General features: G+C 61.0%; 12 protein-coding genes. 8 read left to right on the forward strand and 4 right to left on the reverse strand.

Annotation, left to right across the window (positions count from 1 at the left end; all coding sequences use genetic code 11):
* The first annotated feature begins 294 nt into the window (after positions 1 to 294).
* The 6 genes from ACVOLV_RS05050 (at position 295) to ACVOLV_RS05075 (ending at position 9,306) form a co-directional block, all read left to right on the forward strand.
* A complete protein-coding gene (locus ACVOLV_RS05050) occupies positions 295 to 1,083 on the forward strand; it encodes a DeoR/GlpR family DNA-binding transcription regulator (RefSeq protein WP_481553446.1) in 789 nt (262 codons plus the stop codon).
* 103 nt (positions 1,084 to 1,186) lie between these two features.
* Positions 1,187 to 2,290 (forward strand): MFS transporter, encoded by a 1,104-nt coding sequence (locus tag ACVOLV_RS05055; RefSeq protein WP_481553457.1) that lies wholly within the window; start codon positions 1,187 to 1,189, stop codon positions 2,288 to 2,290.
* 214 nt (positions 2,291 to 2,504) lie between these two features.
* Positions 2,505 to 5,204, forward strand: a complete 2,700-nt coding sequence (locus ACVOLV_RS05060; protein WP_481553447.1) for a type VI secretion system Vgr family protein — start codon at positions 2,505 to 2,507, stop codon at positions 5,202 to 5,204.
* 171 nt (positions 5,205 to 5,375) lie between these two features.
* Positions 5,376 to 7,367 carry a T6SS effector phospholipase Tle3 domain-containing protein gene (locus ACVOLV_RS05065; protein WP_481553448.1) on the forward strand — a complete coding sequence of 664 codons (1,992 nt, stop codon included), beginning with the start codon at positions 5,376 to 5,378 and terminating at the stop codon, positions 7,365 to 7,367.
* Positions 7,364 to 9,040, forward strand: coding sequence for a type VI lipase adapter Tla3 domain-containing protein (locus ACVOLV_RS05070; RefSeq protein ID WP_481553449.1), 1,677 nt, complete (start codon positions 7,364 to 7,366; stop codon positions 9,038 to 9,040). The genes ACVOLV_RS05065 and ACVOLV_RS05070 overlap by 4 nt, the downstream gene beginning before the upstream one ends.
* Positions 9,037 to 9,306: a PAAR domain-containing protein gene (locus ACVOLV_RS05075; protein ID WP_481553450.1), complete on the forward strand. Its 270-nt coding sequence runs from the start codon at positions 9,037 to 9,039 to the stop codon at positions 9,304 to 9,306. The genes ACVOLV_RS05070 and ACVOLV_RS05075 overlap by 4 nt, the downstream gene beginning before the upstream one ends.
* Positions 9,307 to 9,357: 51 nt before the next feature.
* Here the strand turns inward: ACVOLV_RS05075 and ACVOLV_RS05080 are convergent, their stop codons facing one another.
* Positions 9,358 to 10,158: a hypothetical protein gene (locus ACVOLV_RS05080; protein ID WP_481553451.1), complete on the reverse strand. Its 801-nt coding sequence runs from the start codon at positions 10,156 to 10,158 to the stop codon at positions 9,358 to 9,360.
* A gap of 129 nt (positions 10,159 to 10,287) precedes the next feature.
* Complete coding sequence (locus tag ACVOLV_RS05085; RefSeq protein ID WP_481553452.1) at positions 10,288 to 12,750, reverse strand: mechanosensitive ion channel family protein; 2,463 nt, start codon at positions 12,748 to 12,750, stop codon at positions 10,288 to 10,290.
* A gap of 272 nt (positions 12,751 to 13,022) precedes the next feature.
* Between ACVOLV_RS05085 and ACVOLV_RS05090 the strand changes: the two genes are divergently transcribed.
* A complete protein-coding gene (locus tag ACVOLV_RS05090; protein ID WP_481553453.1) occupies positions 13,023 to 15,119 on the forward strand; it encodes a M13 family metallopeptidase in 2,097 nt (698 codons plus the stop codon).
* 205 nt (positions 15,120 to 15,324) lie between these two features.
* Here ACVOLV_RS05090 and map read toward each other — a convergent pair whose 3' ends face one another.
* Complete coding sequence (gene map, locus ACVOLV_RS05095) at positions 15,325 to 16,116, reverse strand: type I methionyl aminopeptidase (protein WP_481553454.1); 792 nt, start codon at positions 16,114 to 16,116, stop codon at positions 15,325 to 15,327.
* Entirely contained in the window at positions 16,113 to 16,325 is a 213-nt protein-coding gene (locus ACVOLV_RS05100; protein WP_303749276.1) for a ParD-like family protein, read from the reverse strand. The genes map and ACVOLV_RS05100 overlap by 4 nt, the downstream gene beginning before the upstream one ends.
* A 293-nt stretch (positions 16,326 to 16,618) precedes the next feature.
* On the opposite strand from ACVOLV_RS05100, the gene rpsP reads away from it, so the two are divergent.
* Positions 16,619 to 16,879, forward strand: coding sequence for a 30S ribosomal protein S16 (rpsP, locus tag ACVOLV_RS05105; RefSeq protein WP_481553455.1), 261 nt, complete (start codon positions 16,619 to 16,621; stop codon positions 16,877 to 16,879).
* Positions 16,880 to 17,094 lie beyond the last annotated feature (215 nt).

Below are 17,094 nucleotides of genomic sequence, written 5' to 3' on the forward strand. Positions count from 1 at the left end.
CCCCTCTCTTTCGCAACGCGAAGGGAGGGTTGGGTGGGGGTAAAGCTTTTGCTGTAGCGCCACCGGATCGCCTGATTGCCGCCCGGCAGGGACCTCATCCCGGATTGAGGCATCAGTGCCAAGCCGCCGCAGGCGCATGGCCGAGTCTACTTGTTCATCCTTTTTTATGCATGAAGTTGCATGATTTATTGTGTTGATGCATGATTTCGTTATCAAGGGCCGGGCGCCCGGAGCGGGTGACCCTCGGCGCTTCCGATGCCGAGCCAGACTCACATCAACGCAGAGAGCCATCACATGACTGCCCATGACCCCGATGCGCTCCCGCAGGAGCGCCAGCAGCGCATCCTCGAGCAGCTCCGCAAGCACGGCCGGGTTGTGGCCAATGATCTGGCGGCTGCGTTTGCTGTCTCCGAGGATTCCATCCGTCGCGATCTGCGCGAGATGGCTTCCAAAGGACTCTGTCGGCGGGTGTACGGCGGCGCGCTGCTGCCCACGCCACAGTTCGACGCGTTGCCCGAGCGGGTAGGGCGGCAGGATCCGGAGCGCAGCGCCCTGGCGGCCCACGCGGCCTCGTTGTTGCTGCCCGGGCAAGTGGTGCTGATGGATGCGGGTTCCACCAATGTCGAGATTGCACGCGCGCTGCGTGGCACGGCGTTGACGGTGGTGACCAATTCGCCAGCGGTTGCCAATGCATTGGCCGGCGCGCAGGCGGCCGAGGTAGTGATGATCGGCGGCCGGATTGATCCGCGCAGTGGTGGTGCCATCGGCTCCATAGCCTTGCAGCAGCTGAGCCAATTGCAGGCCGATGTCTGCATTCCCGGCGTTTGTGCGGTCGATCCTGAAACCGGCATATGGGGCATCAATGCCGAAGAATGCGCGTTCAAGCAGGCAATGCTGCGCGCCTGTGACATGACGCTGATCGTCGCCAGTAGCGAGAAAATCGGTGCACGCGGAAGCTTCCGCATTGCAGGCATCGAACAGGTGGATCAGTTGCTGATCAGCAACCGCGTCACAACGGAAATGCTGGAGCGGCTCGCGCCGATTGCATCGCGTCTGCAGCGAGTCCCCGTGGCGAAAGCCTGATAACGACTGATCGGGCGCCTTGATCGAATGCGCACAGCAGCAGTAAATGAGCAACCAGGAACAACACGTGAGCAATCCACTACTTCTACAGCGCAGCCAGCAGATGGCCACGCGCGCCGCCTTCTTCGTTCCCGGCTTTGCGATTGCATGCTGGGCGCCGCTGGTGCCGTTCGCCAAGGCCCGCGCAGGTCTTGATGACGCATTGCTGGGGGTGCTGCTGCTATGCCTGGGCTTGGGCTCGCTGTTGTCCATGCCGCTGGCAGGCATGCTGGCCGCGCGTCACGGCTGCCGCCCGGTGATGCTGGCTACGGTACTGATGATGGTGTTGATGCTGCCCTTGCTGGCCGTTGCATCCACACCGCTGACCATCGGTGCCGTGCTGCTGGTGTTCGGTGCGGGCATCGGTGCCATGGACTGCGTGATGAACATGCAGGCGGTGGTGGTGGAACGCGAATCCGGCCACGCGATGATGTCGGGCTTCCACGCCTTCTACAGCATTGGTGCGCTGTCTGGCGCGGCCCTGGTGACCTTGCTGCTGTCGATTGGCGGCGGTGCCGTGTTGTCCACTTTGGTGGTGGCTGCCGGCGTTGTCGCGATCACGGCATTGTCATCGCGCTGGTGGCGCAATGAACGTGCCGAGCAGGGCGAAAGCAGTTTCGCGCTGCCACGTGGCGTGGTGATCGTGATCGGCACGGTGTGCTTCATCAGCTTCCTGGCCGAAGGCTCGATGCTGGACTGGAGCGCGGTGTTCCTGCATGACGTGCGCGGCGTTGAGCTCGCCCATGCCGGTTGGGGCTTTGTCGCCTTCAACATCGCCATGACTGCCACGCGGCTGTTCGGCGACCGGCTGGTGAACCAGCTCGGGCCGAGCATGGCGGTGCTGCTGGGTGGCCTGCTCGCATGTGCAGGCTTCGTATTGGCCACCTTGGTACCAAGCTTCGGCGTAGCGCTGCTGGGCTATGCGCTGGTCGGCATTGGCTGCGCCAACATCGTGCCGGTGATGTTCAGCCTTGCCGGGCGGCAGACCCGCATGCCGGAGAGCGTCGCCATTCCCGCCGTCACTACCATGGGTTATGCCGGCGTGCTGCTGGGGCCGGCGGCGATTGGCTTCATTGCCCAGCAGTGGTCGCTGCCGGCTGCATTCCTGATGGCTGCGGCAGCGCTTGCGGTTGTCGCGGTGATTGGTTCGATGTTGCGGGTGCGCTAAGCACTTAGTTGGCTATGCTTCTCCCACGCTCTACGTCTTGGCATGGATGATGCAGTGATCATTCTTGAGGTTATTTTTCCTGCAAACTGAGTAGGAAAGTGCTGCGATTAAACCGTTTTCAGAGGATTTGAGGCGTTTCTCATAATTAGTGGCCATTTTGCTGTGGCAGCATCCCGAATGCCTTTTGGTTTGGCATGATCAAGGGAATGAAAGCATGCAGTGGTTGCAACACCCGGGATGGGATGGGCCGGACTCCAAGCATCGGTTGATTGATATCGAATGGCCTGGCACAGGTGATTCTCCACCTCTATGGCCAAGTAGCATCCGCTACCGCGACGAGCTCAGCCGTCCCTTTCAACTCGAAGCTACCTGTTTCTGCAGTGTTGAGGACATTGAGCTTAAGCAGCTGGTGGGTAGACACGTGGGGTTCGGCGTGGACACTGGCGCTGGGGAACGGCGTTGGCTCTCGGGAATCATCAGCGAGGCAGTAAAACGCGACGGAGCAGGCAGTTTTGCGCTGATCGATCTCCAGGTTGAATCCGCCCTGTCGCTGCTGGACCGCCGCCGTACCAGTCGCATCTTCCAAGACCAGAGCGTTCCGCAGATCGTGGCTGTGGTGCTGGACGAACATCGCCAACGCAACGTCACCATCGCAGCCTCGTTCAGCCATGAAAGCGAACTGCAGCGCGACTACCCGGTGCGCTCGTATTGCGTTCAGTTCAACGAAAGCGATCACGCCTTCATTGATCGTTTGCTGGCTGAGGAAGGCATTACCTACTACTTCACCTTCTCCCGACAGTCGGACGCTGTTTCACACCAACTGGTACTCACTGAGAAAATTCTGCACGGGTGTCAGTCGCCGCAGGCTGTACATTTCAGGACGCAGGCCGATGCCGTCGGTCCACAGGAGCAATGGTTGACCCGCTGGGAAGCCCAGCAGCAACTTGTTGGATGCCGAGTAAGCCTCTCCAGTCATGACTATCAGCCCGCGCAGCGCCTGCAGGGTCAGGATGAAAATAATCAGGGGCAAGGCGAGTATGGTCGGCAGGCAGTCGCCAGTCTGACTGACTATCGGTCATTGGCGCCGTACTACGCTGATAACGAGCGCGAGTTGAGCACCTACGCACGCCTCCGGATGCAGGCTGAAGAGCAACAGGCCAGAACCTTCCTTGGGAGTGGGCGGCTACGTGGCCTGGCCACTGGCGAGCTCATTTTGCTGGAGGATCATCCGGGGCATGCAGGCCAGAGCGAACATCAGCGGACTTTCGTCGTCACCGGAATTGATCTGCAGTTGCGCAACAACGTTCCTGAAGCGTGGCAGTTGCCTTGGTCGCTGCTGGAGCAGGCAGCTCAAGGCAATCTGATCGGGGGCGAGGAGCATCCGGATCAGGCAGCGGACGACATCAGACTGTGCTTCAGTGCAGTCCATCGGGATGTGCCCTTGGTGCCGCGCTATGCCGGGACCCTTGATCGCCCGACCGCAGATGGGCCGCAGACGGCCACCGTCGTCGGCCCTGTCGGTGAGGAAATATTTACCGACGAGTTAGGGCGTGTTCGCATTCAGTTTCATTGGCAGCGCCCAGAAGAGCATCCGGCTGGCACGGCTGAGGGCAACGAGCGATCTTCAACTTGGGTGCGAGTGGCCATGCCCAGTAGTGGCGATGGCTTTGGCCATCAGTTTGTGCCTCGCATCGGTCAGGAGGTGTTGGTCGCCTTCCTGCACAACGATATCGACAGACCAGTGGTGGTTGCCACACTTTACAACGGCAAACATGCGACACCGGGCTTCAGTGGGCGACGCGGTTTGCCTGGAAATCACACACTGTCGGGCATCCAATCGCGTGAGCACCATGGTCAAGGTCACAGCGAACTACTGATGGACGACACTCCCGGGCAGGTCCGTGCCCGGTTGGCAACTACCCCGTTTGCCAGCGAGCTCAACATGGGCAAGTTGAGCTCGCCGCGAGTAGACGGACAGGCGCAGCCACGAGGTGATGGTGCAGAGCTGCGTACTGATGCGGCACTGGCGTTACGCGCTGCCCACGGGATCCTGATCACCAGCTATGCGCGCGAGTTGGCCCGAGGTGGGCAACTGGACCGGCAGGAGTTGCTGACGCTGCTTGACGAGTGCGGCGAACTCTTTCGCGGGTTGGGGCAGACAGCGACCAATCGTGGCGCGAAACAAAGTGATGGCGAAGGCATGGCGGCGTTGCAGGAGGCCGTGGCTGCGTGGCCAGAAGCGGGAAATCAAGCCGGCGAGCCGGTCGTCGCCATTGCTGGCGATGCAGGCATCATCAGTGCTACACCGCAGTCGCAGCTGCACTATGCCGGCCAGAACCACGACGTTGTCGCAACTGACAACGTGCAGTCAGTCAGCGGCGGTGCCACGCTTTTGCAGGCCGGTGCTGGCGTGTCTGTCTATGCTCAGGATGGTGGCATCCAGGCAATCGCCAACTGCGGCAACGTGCTGGTACAAGCGCAGGACGCGGACATCGCACTGAATGCGCAGAAGTTCCTGCATGCATCGGCGAGCGAAGGGGAGGTGCTGGTTACCGCCCCAACCATCCGCTTGGTTGCTGATGACGGTAGCTATATCCGTATTGGAAACGGCATTGAAATTGGTACGCAAGGCGATGTGAAGCTGCACGCAGCCAAGCACGATTGGGCGGGTCCGAAGACGGACAGTTTCGCCATTCCTACGTTTGGGCGTGATCCGGCGGCGCGGCAGCCCCGGTTCCACTATGAAGGTGACACGGCTGCCGTAGTTGCCAACCTGGCGTATCGCCTCGTGATGGAGGATGGGGGCGTGGTTGAGGGAACGGCGGGCCGCGACGGGCATGGGCTGCGCGTAGAGCGTGGAACCATGCAGAAAGTGACGGTCGAAGTAGCCAAGTCGGCTGAGGACGGAGGTTGATGCAACGCCTCGGCGTTCAAGGGTTGAATGCGCCGTACTACCGCCGATGTGCTCAGGGTTTTCATCTGCGCACCGGCTTCACCTTGAGTGCTGGTGACTTGTGGTCGCCGTATCGAAGCGCTTGCTGACCATTGATGGAATGGAAGCCAGAATGCAAACAGGAGTATGCAAGTGAGTAACTACGAGACTGCGGGTCAAAGCCGACTTACACCCAATTCCACTGTGCCGAGCAATACGCCGGTGCCTCGTCAGCGGCCCGGTGTGGTCATTTTCCTGCATGGTGTCAATGACCCTGGCGCCAGTTATGCCTCGGTAGAAGAGGGCTTGTGCCAGGGCCTGAACGAGCGACTGGATCGCACTGACTTGAGGTCTGGAAGGTATGGCGTGGACTACTGGGCGACTAAGGCCAAGCCCAAGCAGTCGCATACCGAACTGGATATTGAGAGGCTCGATGATCCAGATACGCATCTCTATCTACGTAAGGATGGCCAAGCCAAGAGCGTGTTGATACCGTTCTATTGGGGCTACCGGGCGGCCGAAGGCGAGATTCAGCGTGATTCCAAAGGCGATCCTGCCAAGGTCCGTACCCAATACCAGGACAAATTCGGTAACCGGCTGGATCGGCATTTCGGAAAGGGTGGTGGATTCTTCGCGAATGCCACCAACAACTTGCGCGAAATGTACGGCAAAGGCTTCGACTTGGCCATCAGGCATGTGGCTAATACCCAGCTACCAAACAGTCAGTTCATGGGCGTGTGCCCGCATCGACGGTATTTCGTGCTGGCCGCCGAAAGGCTGGCCAACATGGTCAGCACCATCCGAAGTATCTATCCGTCCGAAACCATCACCATCATGGGCCACAGTCAGGGGACCTTGATCACCTTGCTTGCTCAGGCGCTGCTGGCCGACCGCCAGCAGCGATGTGCGGATTGCGTGATCATGGTGGCCAGTCCTTATTCGTTGCATGCCAAAGTCACACCGAAGGGAGGCGATACCTTGGGAGACTTTCTAGGCATCGTCGAGACGATCACAGCCGAGCCTTATGTCTTGCCAACGTTGGATGACCTTTGTGTTGGCCAACCCAAATCCGGTGGTCGCGCAGGCCCAGGATGGAGTGCGCTGAATGGGCATCGCATTGGCGTCGATGGTCGCTCGGCGGCATTCCCCGAGCGCGATAACCGGGGCAAGGTATATCTGTATTTCAGCCCTGATGATGCCACCGTAGGCTTGAGTCAGGTGGTTGGCATTGGCACCTTCGGCGTTCCCGACCTGGTGGAAGGGCGCGGTGCAATGGAAAGACTGCGTGAGATGCGCTTCTATCAGCGCTTGTGGACCAAGCGTCACCGTGAGGGCAAGCCGGTGTGGGTTGGTACTGAACCCAGTCGCCAGTTACTGCGTGCCAAAGGTGAGCCACGTTATGCCGGTGGTGGTTGGTCTGCGAAGAACATCGCGGCTTCCGAGCCAATGAATGAGGACGAGAGCTTGTGGATCAATGGGGAGGCGTTGATGCCCATGCACGCACCAAGAATGTTCGGTGGCGAAGCGGTCAAAGGCAGCCCAAGCACTCTTGGCAAAGATCGTGGCGATGATGTCACCAAGAACATTTCGCTGGGAAAGGAAAAGGCGAGTTTCCCATGGGTGCCTTTACCAGAGGCCTACGCAGGGATGAAGGAAGATGCTGCTCTTGCCAAATTCAACAGCGAGGCCGTGGATGAAAATGGTCAGACGCGTGCCGTTCGCACCAAAGGCATGTTTGACAAGTCACTTGAACGGGAAATGACCCCCGACGAGGCGCGCGCCTGGATGCGAACGGCGGAGTCGCAGCTGGAAGACAACAGCTATCACTCCGGTGTGCTACGCGATTCAGAAAATCACCGTTGGGTGACCGCAATGGATGTGGCCATTGGCCAGGGCCATATCCTGGACGACAAGGATTGGCGTGCGCTGCTGACGCTGATGGGGGATTGGAGGATGGAGGACAAACAGCTCGAAGACATGAGAAACAATCCGAAGTGGAATGATCTAAGCGACGCCACGCGAAAGCTCATCGAGGCCTGTGGTCGTTACTACAAATCTGGCGAGTTTCCGGCATCTTCGCTCGTCAACCTGCGGAAGCCTCCGCGGATGGTGAGCGGCGGAAACTTCAATGAGAACCCGTCATGAGTGGCCTCGGTACGATTCGCCCACGTTTGGCGCCCTATTGCTGGACGGCGGGCGTGCTCGGCGTTATCTGGATCCTGCTGATAGTTGCAATGGCCACAACGAAGGACCCCGACGCCCTACTGAACGACATGGAAATGGGCTATATGCGCAGCACGATTATTTTTGGAATTGCCGGTATCGCCACGCTGGCTGCGGCGGCTTTTGCAGGGCACTGGGGTTACAAGGCGCTTGTAGCCAAATCGGGTGTCTCAGCTGTTACAGTGACGGAATCTGCTTCCGCTGAAGAACCGACGAGCAGCCCGACCTGGTCGCTGGAGCTGCGCGGTGTTGGTATCGCTCCTGGTGCGAACCACCAGACCTCTGTATGGAAGAAAATCCGGGTGCCGGGGCAAGATGGCTTCAGCTCCATCTACTCGCAGGATCCCAATGACTATCCGGATTCCGCAAGTACCCGGGAGGACAACGCAGGCCTCAGTACCGGGGCGGCCTTCCGGTATGCCGCCGCCGATTCGGTGGCGTACTGGCCAATTCCGGTCTTCGCAGTAGAGCCGCCTTTCCGCGACGAACGTGAGATCAGACGTGCGGCGGGCCTGATCGGCGAGGGCAGGTTTAGCGGCTCGCTTGGGGTGACATTGTTTCTGTGGCAGCAGGATGCCAACACCACCCATGCGCAGCCGACGATCGAGCAGTTGTTTGCACTCTTCGATGACACCTCCGAGCTGCCAATGGCGATGATTGCCGCACGCGACGGTGATGTCATGCGGCAGAGATATGCTCCGCGGGGTACGCCAGCCATGCCTGACGAGCATTTTGTCCCTGTGGTGGAGGACACCACTGCAGTGCTGTTGGTTGCACGCAGTGATCGCGTGGACCACTACCTGCGCCCGTATGCTCCGGACTATAGGGAAAACAACCAGGACACCCGTACCGATCTGGGTAAGCTCTGGGCGCTGTTCTTTGAGACAAAAACCAAGGCGCTGAATTACTACGAGGAGGAGGCGCGCAAAGCTGGCGCGAGAGACGTTATTGGCCCCGGCACCACACCTACCGGTTTCTGGCAGGCTGTTCTGCCCGAACTCTGGAAAACAACCGACAACCGCGGGCCAGGCGACTTCAAGCCCACCCCGTGGTTGCCGATTCGTTGGGCAAAGCATCAAGTAGAGGAGTTCGATCGTGCTCCTCACCTGGGTCATCTGCACCGGCCCATCAAGGTCCCATTGCGCGATGCCGAGGGGAAGCCTCTGAAGCAGGCGCTGCAAACGCTGGCGATGCTCGAAGGCTGGAAGCAGGCGCTCGCTACACTGCCAGAAGGTAGCGTGCCGGCCCGGGTGTTCTACGACAGTCATGATGGCACGGGACTGGGCGTGGCCCTGAACAACGCCTTGCATTCATTGAACGCCGATAGCCATGGCTTGGAACTTGGCAATGTCGATGAGGGCTTCGACATTGGCCGCCGTATCGCCGATGTCGGTTTGACCAGTCCTCTGGTGCAGATCGGACTGGGCGCGATTGCCAGCTATCACGAGGGCGGAGTCAGCGCGGTGGTGTATGCCGGTGCCGATGGCAGCGCCACCATTCAGATGGTGCGTCCACCCAGCGATGAAGAAAAGGCCAAGAACAACCCGCCTGGGATCAATCATGACCCCTTCATGCGAAAGGTGCGCGGTAGATGACATCGCCGATTTGTTTAGGTGATGCCACCAGCAGCGGTGGAAAAGTCACAGAATGCCAGCTCGTTGGGAGTCATGCAGTGAATGGCAGGGCTATCGCGGTGCTTGGAGATTACGCTACCTGCCCACTGCATCGCGGAATTTTCCGCTTTGTCGAAGGGCACCCAACGCGGACGTTGCAAGGCAAGCCAGTGGTGCTCGAGGGTCACAAACTTGCCTGCGGCTGCCATGCCATCGCCGGCGCGGCTGTCAACGTAAAATCGGCTTGAAGAAGTGCTTGTCATCCCGCACCTGGAGGCAGAGTCGACCGCGTTCGGCGCTCAGAGATGGCGATACGCGAACAACACCGGCTGCCCAATCAGCTCGCCGATTACGGCAGCGAAGCGGTCCCGATCGAATTCGCCACCATTGTCGAACTGCATGAAGTTCCAGCCGATGCCTAGACCGTCGCTCCAGTCCAGATCAAGGATGTGATACGGCCGTCCATCATCGGGATTGATCCAGGTGGTCTGGATGTCTTCGTAAGCAGCGTTGATGAAGTCGACGTAAGAGCCAAAAGGCTCCAGTTCTTCAAGTTCGGTTTCGTCTCCGGGAACGTAAGGCGCACCGGTGTTCTCGCCAGCAGTTACAAACGGGGGCTGATCCGCAGGTGTTGTGAACAAGGTAATGGCGGCACGCTTACGCTCGATCTCATAGTCTTGTTCATCGTAGAAGGGGCGCATTGCCGGCCCCACCCGGTAACGGGGGCTGGCCCAGCTGGACCAGGTATGGGCGCTGAATTTCCATGCATCACCCAGAGTTATGCCATAGGCTTGCAGTGTATTCACTGCGTCTTCGATCGACCAATGCGGAGATGTCGGGATGGTTGTGGGGATGTGACCTGCGGCGATATGGCTGCGCAGTACATCCTCAGCTGTTGCCCATGTTTCGCCGTAGAGATAGTTCGCTCCGGGAATACTTGCGACCGCCATGCTCAGATCGGCCAGCATGCATCCAGGAATGCTTCGCCCCGAAGCGGGCAAGAGCATTTGCTCCTCAAGCATCAACCTTTCCAGTTGTTGCCAGTCTGGCGCGGGCAGGTGAGGATGTTTTGGAAGCAGGAACCAGTGGTGTTCGGACATCGGCCTGAATCAGAAGGATGTTGGACCACGGTACAAGATCCAGTACCCGTCATGCAGTTTCTGTCGTGCTCGAATTGGCCGGAAGATTCGCACTGTTCCGCAAAGTAGTCGCTGCCAGCAACCCAATGCTCAGGCAGTTGGCGGCGTTGGATGAGAATTGTCTGGTGCTGCCATCGGCAAGCTGCGCACATGCACATCCTGTTGCGGATAGGGGATCTCGATCCCGGCGTCCTGCAATGCTGCGTGGATGCGGGTGATGAGCTCGCTGCGGATGTTGAGCCAGTTGTCGTAGTCGCGGGTCCAAGCGCGAACACTGAAATCCAGTGAGCTGGCGCCGAAACCAACAAACAGCGCGGCAACGGCGGGTTCGCTGGCGATGCCGGTGGTCTGCTTGGCGCAACTGGCAAGCAGTGCCAGCACCTGCTGTGGATCACTGCCATAGGCAACGCCGACGTTCACTTCAATGCGCCGGTTGCGGTCCAGCAGGGTCCAGTTGACCAGCGGCTCGGACAGCAGAGTGCCGTTGGGTACCACAACATCTGCGCCATCGAAGGTCTTGATGCGGGTGGAGCGCATGCCGATGTCGCGCACGCGGCCGTTGATGGTGCCGACCTCCACCACGTCGCCAGGCTGGATCGGTCGCTCGAACATGAGAATCAAGCCGGAGACGAAGTTGTTGACCACGTTCTGCAGGCCAAAACCAATGCCGACGCCGAGTGCGCCGAACAGCAGCGCAAGCTGGCTGCCTTTGAAGCCTGCGGCCGACAGCGCGATGATCACGCCGAGCATCAGCACCGCATACGAGGCAAGTGAGGCGATGCTGTTGCCGATGCCACGCGACATGTTGGCGCCGTGCTGGAGCACGTCCTGCAGCAGCAAGCGGGTTATCCGCGCGGCCCAGAAGGCAATGGTGATTGCCGCGATGAAGGCCAGTACGTGGCCCAACGACAAGCTGAATTCACCAATGGAAAATTCATGCGAGAGCAGCCTGCTCAGCAAGGCATAGATCGGCCGCAGGATGCGGAAGCTGTCCATCGCATAGACCACCCAGCCGACGACCGCGGCGAATATGCCGAGCCGGCCAAGCAGCGCCAACAATGGTGGTGCGTGATCACGGGTAAGCCGGTAGCGCGCCAGGCTGGGCCGGCTCAGCAGCAGGTGCAACAGGCTCAACAGCACGGCGATGCCGACGTAGAGCAGCAGGCCAAAGTAGGCGCTGTCGATGAGCGCGCTGGTCAGCATCTCCGCCAGCGTGAGGTTGCCGACAACGTTGGCTGCTAGCGATACGGCGAACAACGCCTGCGCGGCCCACGCCGCCATGCGCAAGGCCTGTCCCGCGCGCCCGGTAGTATTGGCGTGGCCGCTGCGGTAGGCCTGCCATTGCACCAGCCCGGTCAGCAGCATGGCGACGATGGTCAGCGCCAGTGTGTAGTAGCGGAATGCAACGTTGCTGGACAGGAAGAAAATGCCCAGGCCGCCGAGCAGGTACAGCAACGATGCGGCCAGCGGCCAGTAGCCCAGCAATCGGCGGCTGCCCGGCGGCAGCAGCCGCAGCACCGCGACCAGTGCGAACAGCATGCCTATCTGCAAGGTCAGCAAGGGGGCGTCGGGTTCGATGGCCAGCATCACCATGGTCGACAGCAGCAACCAGGTTGATACCGGTCGTGCCAGTACGCGTTGTGTAGCGGCTTCAATATTGCCGTTGCTGGGCGTCCGCCGACGGTAATGCCAGCCCCATAGCAAGAGCGGGATCAGCAGTACCTGGATCCCGTGGAACAGGAACTGCGTGCGCCGGTGCTCGCTCACGTAGGCGCGGCTGAAGTCGAGTTCGATCTGCAGGCCGGAGGTAAGCGCGTCGCTGGCTGCTGCGGGCTGATCCGCGGAATCCGTATCAGCTCGCCACAGCGGTGGCGAATCTATCTGCAGCAATTGGTGATCGAGGTAGGCAATGGCATCGGTGACAGCGGCGTGGCCGGATTGCAACCGGGTCTCCAGGGCATTGGCGCGCGCGCTCAGTTCCATTTGCCGGGAAAGCGGCACAGCAAGCGCCTGCTCGGCTCGGGTGAGCAGCGTGATCAGGCCATCGATGCGGCTCAGCAGCACCGGCGGGATATCGCTTGGGTGTTCCCGGGTGAGTTGCCAACTGGCACGGCGACGTGCCAGCTCTGCGGCGTCCGCGGCATACGGCTCGGTAGCGGTCTGCAGGGCATCACGCCAGCGTGCAAAGCGCTTGCCGTCGAACTGCCAGTGCCGGTCAAGGCTCTCCAGGCGAATGATTGGAACCCTGCGCAGTTGCGTGGGCGACAAAGCTTGCCTGCGTTGGTCCACAGAGCGGGTGATCGCTTCCAGCCCTGGGCCCAGCGCTGCGGTGGGATCGGGCTGGCCGGCGCGCTCGATTGCGGAAATGGCAAGACGCTCGTCGGTATCGGCACGGATCACGATCAGCGCACCGTCGACGGGTTCCGGGATGCTTGGATTCGGCGGCGTGGCGGTTGCCGTCGCGGCTGGAGCTGACGGCGAGCTTGCCTGCGCGTGGGCGACATGGCAGCAGACCGCGGCAAAACAGAACACTGCTGCGCGTAGCCAAAGCATGGGCGATTCCCGAGGGGTGGACGCTCTTGTCCGCGTCGCGGCAGTGTCGCACAGGGTTGGTTTGTGCAGAGTGCCAGGCGCCCACCGGCGGCGCGCTGGCTGGATTGACCTGTGCGCTGCCGCCGTTGCAGCACAGGTGTTCGCCCGTATCGTCGGTGCGAGGGGAGGCGGGCGTGACCTTCGGCGGGTCCCGCGATACGGGCTGATCCTTTACCCTCCAAGGTTGTGCCGCGCCACCTGTGCGGCCTTTCCCTGTTTGGCCGGAGATGTCCATGTCGTTTTCCAAGCTCGTCCCGTTGTCCCTGACGGTTGCAATCGCCGCCTCGCTTGCTGCCTGTGGCAAGACCGATACCGCGCCCGCCGCGCCGGCTGCCGAAGCCAAGGCCGCGTTTGACCAGTCGCAGCTCAAGACCCAGCTGATCTCGCTCAACGCCGCCGACCTGGATCCGGCCGTGCAGGCTTGTGCCGACCTCAACGGCTTCGTCAACAGCAAGTGGCTCAAGGCCAACCCGGTGCCCGGCGACCAGACCACCTGGGGCAGCTTCGAGATCCTGCGCGAGCGCTCGCTGGAAGTGCAGCACGCGCTGGTCCAGCAGGCGGCCGCTGGCAAGGCTGCAGCAGGTTCCAACGAAGCCAAGATCGGCGACATCTGGAAGACCGGTTCGGACGAGGCTGCCATCGAGGCCGCCGGCATCAAGCCGCTGCAGCCGGAACTGGATAGGATCGCCGCGCTGAACGACACCGCCGCCATCACCGGTTACCTGCGTGATGCCTATGCGCAGGGCAATGGTTTCCTGTTCTCGCTGTATGCCAGCCCGGACTTCAAGGATTCGTCCAACGTCATCGCCTATGTCGGCCAGAGCGGTCTCGGCCTGCCGGAGAAGGGCTATTACTTCGACGAATCGCAGGCCAAGATCCGCGAGGCCTATGTGGCCTATATCGAGCAGCTGCTGACCCTGTCCGGTGTCGACGCCGCGCAGGCCAAGGAGCAGGCCAAGGCGGTGATGGATTTCGAAACCCGCCTGGCCAAGGCCTCGCTGTCGCGCATCGAGCTGCGTGACCCGGCCAAGCGTTACAACCCGGTCAGCGCCGCCGACGCCGACAAGCAGACCCCGAACTTCAGCTGGACCGCGCTGTTCGACACGTTGCAGATCCCGGCCAAGGACAAGTTCTCGCTGGCCCAGCCGGGCTTCTTCGGCGAAGTGGACAAGATGCTGGGCGACGTGCCGGCTGCCACCTGGCAGGCCTACCTGCGCTTCCACACCGTGGACAACGCCGCGCCCTACCTGAGCAAGAATTTCGAGCAGGCCAACTTCGACTTCTTCAGCAAGACCCTGCGCGGCCAGCAGGAAATGCAGCCGCGCTGGAAGCGCGTGCTGGATTCGGTGAACGGCTCGATGGGCGAAGCGCTGGGCCAGCTGTACGTGGACGCGGTATTCCCGGCCGAATCCAAGGTGGCCATGCAGCATCTGGTGGAGAACCTGTCGGTGGCGCTGAAGGCCCGCCTGGAAGGCCTGCCGTGGATGGGCGAAGACACCAAGAAGAAGGCGCTGGAGAAGTGGGCCAGCTTCACCCCGAAGATCGGCTACCCGGACAAGTGGCGTGACTGGTCGGGCCTGACCACCAACAGCGACAGCTACCTGGGCAACGTGCAAGCCGCGCAGGCGTTCAACTACCGTTACATGCTGGGCAAGATCGGCAAGCCGGTGGACAAGACCGAGTGGGGCATGACTCCGCAGACCGTCAACGCCTACTACAACGCGACCAAGAACGAGATCGTGTTCCCGGCCGCCATCCTGCAGCCGCCGTTCTTCGACGCCAAGGCTGATCCGGCGCTCAACTACGGTGGCATCGGTGCAGTCATCGGCCACGAAATGATGCACGGCTACGACGACTCGGGCAGCCAGTTCGCCGCCAACGGCAACTTCGACAACTGGTGGACGGATGCTGATCGCACTGCGTTCACCGGCCGCACCGACCAGCTGGTCGCGCAGTTCGACGGCTATGAGTCGCTGCCGGGCGTGAACGTCAAGGGCAAGCTGACCCTGGGCGAGAACATCGGTGACCTCGGTGGCCTGACTGTTGCCTATGACGCGCTGCAGATGGCGCTGAAGGAAGACGAGAAGGTCAATGTGCCGGTCGATGGCTATACCCAGGACCAGCGTTTCTTCATGAACTGGGCCACCGTGTGGCGCCGCAACTTCACCGAAGGCGAGCTGCGCGTGCGTCTGAATACCGATCCGCACGCACCGGCCAACTTCCGCGCCAACGGTGCGCCGTCGAACATGCCGTCGTATGCCGCGGCGTTCCAGTGCAAGGCTGGTGATGCGATGGTGCGTGGCGATGACAAGCGGGTTGTGATCTGGTGATTTTTGTTGTTTGAGCACGACCTGTGAATGAAGAAGGCCCGGCATTGCCGGGCCTTCTTTTTGGCTGGAATACATTGACGACGAGTGACTCGCTCTTGTGGGAGCGGCGTAAGCCGCGAAGCGGAGACACCATCAGATCGCACGTTTGCCAGCAGCTTCAGCAACATCAGCTTCGCGGCTGACGCCGCTCCTACAAAAACCTGTCCTACGCCAGCGCGCCAAGCAGCTTCTGCGCGATGGCCCGTTCTTCATCGCGCAGGGTCAGTACGCGCACGCCGGTTTCCGTCACCTCAACGGTGTGCTCGCACTGCGCCGACAACTTTCCATCGCGCGTGGTCACGGTCCAGCCGTCGTCGTGATTGTCGATCGCCGCGCGGCCCTGGTTGATCATCGGCTCGATGGTGAAGGTCATGCCAGCCTGCAGTTCCAGCCCAGCGCCACGGTGCCCGTAGTGCAGCACCTGCGGCTCTTCGTGCATTTCGCGACCAATGCCGTGGCCGCAGTATTCCTTCACCACCGAATAGCCGGCGTCCTTGGCATGGCGGTTGATCGCAAAGCCGATGTCGCCCAGGGTTGCGCCAGGACGTACCGTGGCGATGCCCTTCCACATGGCTTCGTTGGTGACGCGTACCAGACGCTTGGCCTGGTGGCTCACCTCGCCGATCGGGTACATGCGGCTGGAATCGGCGATGTAGCCGTTCTTCTCCAGGGTGATGTCCAGGTTGACGATGCTGCCACTGCGGAGGATGTCTTTCGATGACGGCACGCCGTGGCAGACAACCGTGTCGATGGAGCTGTTGAGTACATAGGCGAAGCCATACTGGCCCTTGCTGGCCGGGCGCGCCTGCAACTGGTCGACGATGAAGCGCTCGACCCAATCGTTCACCTGCAGTGTGCTCAAGCCTTCCAGTGGCAGCTTGTTCAATGCTTCGAACACCGAGGCCAGAAGGCGCCCGGATTCGGCCATCAATGCCAGTTCGTGCGGCTGCTTGATCATGCCTCTGCCACCCGCATGCTTGCCGGGCTTACCCCGGCTGCCGCAAGTTCGCGGGCGACCAGCTCCTGGAAACTCAGCTGCGGGTTCAGTTCGCAGAGCATTCCGATCCTGATCCAGAACCCGGCTTGGGCATTGATGGAGCGGCCAGACACGGTGCTGGCCTTGCGCAGGTTGTCGTGCAGCTCGTCGTCGATGTTCACGATGCCCATCAGTCGCTCCGCTGATTGAATATATGATTCATATGCGAATCATATTCCCCGTGCGCTGAACCGGACACAAGAAGCGGTCTGCCGGCTGTATCTGCCAAGCTGAAGGGGGAGTTGGCGACGGGCTGGCTACGAAGATCGACCCTGCAGGGCTGGCGCGAGGCCAGCTCAAGCGCGCGAATGGCGCTTGTTCAGGTTTTCGGTCAGGGCTGGGGTTGGAAAGGGGCGGGGTGGTCGCTATAATCGCCGGCTTACCGCGCCATCCTGGCGACTGGGCAACATAGGAAAACACCACCATGGTCAAGATTCGACTGACCCGCGGCGGCGCCAAGAAGCGTCCGTTCTACCACATCATCGTTTCCGACGTCCGTAGCGCCCGCGACGGCCGCAACATCGAGCGCGTCGGTTACTACAACCCGGTTGCCCAGGGTGCTGAGCAGCGCGTTGTGCTGGATATCGCCGCTGTCGACAAGTGGGTTGCCAACGGCGCCCAGCTGACCGACAAGGTTCGCAACCTGTACAAGGAAGCGACCAAGGCCCAGGCCGCAGCGGCCTGATCCTGGCGGGGCGGCCCCCACAGCCGGGCGCCCCCAGAATTAAAAAAAAAAGAGAGAACACCCGGAGGCGGGGGGGGGGTTGGGGGGGGGTTTTTGTTGGGGGGGGGGTTGGGGTTTTTTGGGGGGGGTGGCTTGCCCGGGGGGGTTTGTAACGCCATTGTTTTTATCCCCGTCATTTTTTTTGGGGGCGGGGGGGTTCGCGGCGAAGCCGGTGC

The sequence above is a fragment of the Stenotrophomonas sp. STEN023 genome (genome assembly GCF_056760135.1).

Coding starts and splice junctions, on each gene's coding strand:
- ACVOLV_RS05050 (WP_481553446.1), top strand. CDS start 295: ATGACTGCCCATGACCCCGATGCGCTCCCGCAGGAGCGCCAGCAGCGC.
- ACVOLV_RS05055 (WP_481553457.1), top strand. CDS start 1,187: ATGGCCACGCGCGCCGCCTTCTTCGTTCCCGGCTTTGCGATTGCATGC.
- ACVOLV_RS05085 (WP_481553452.1), bottom strand. CDS start 12,750: ATGCTTTGGCTACGCGCAGCAGTGTTCTGTTTTGCCGCGGTCTGCTGC.
- map (WP_481553454.1), bottom strand. CDS start 16,116: ATGATCAAGCAGCCGCACGAACTGGCATTGATGGCCGAATCCGGGCGC.
- ACVOLV_RS05070 (WP_481553449.1), top strand. CDS start 7,364: ATGAGTGGCCTCGGTACGATTCGCCCACGTTTGGCGCCCTATTGCTGG.
- rpsP (WP_481553455.1), top strand. CDS start 16,619: ATGGTCAAGATTCGACTGACCCGCGGCGGCGCCAAGAAGCGTCCGTTC.
- ACVOLV_RS05080 (WP_481553451.1), bottom strand. CDS start 10,158: ATGTCCGAACACCACTGGTTCCTGCTTCCAAAACATCCTCACCTGCCC.
- ACVOLV_RS05090 (WP_481553453.1), top strand. CDS start 13,023: ATGTCGTTTTCCAAGCTCGTCCCGTTGTCCCTGACGGTTGCAATCGCC.
- ACVOLV_RS05100 (WP_303749276.1), bottom strand. CDS start 16,325: ATGGGCATCGTGAACATCGACGACGAGCTGCACGACAACCTGCGCAAG.
- ACVOLV_RS05075 (WP_481553450.1), top strand. CDS start 9,037: ATGACATCGCCGATTTGTTTAGGTGATGCCACCAGCAGCGGTGGAAAA.
- ACVOLV_RS05060 (WP_481553447.1), top strand. CDS start 2,505: ATGCAGTGGTTGCAACACCCGGGATGGGATGGGCCGGACTCCAAGCAT.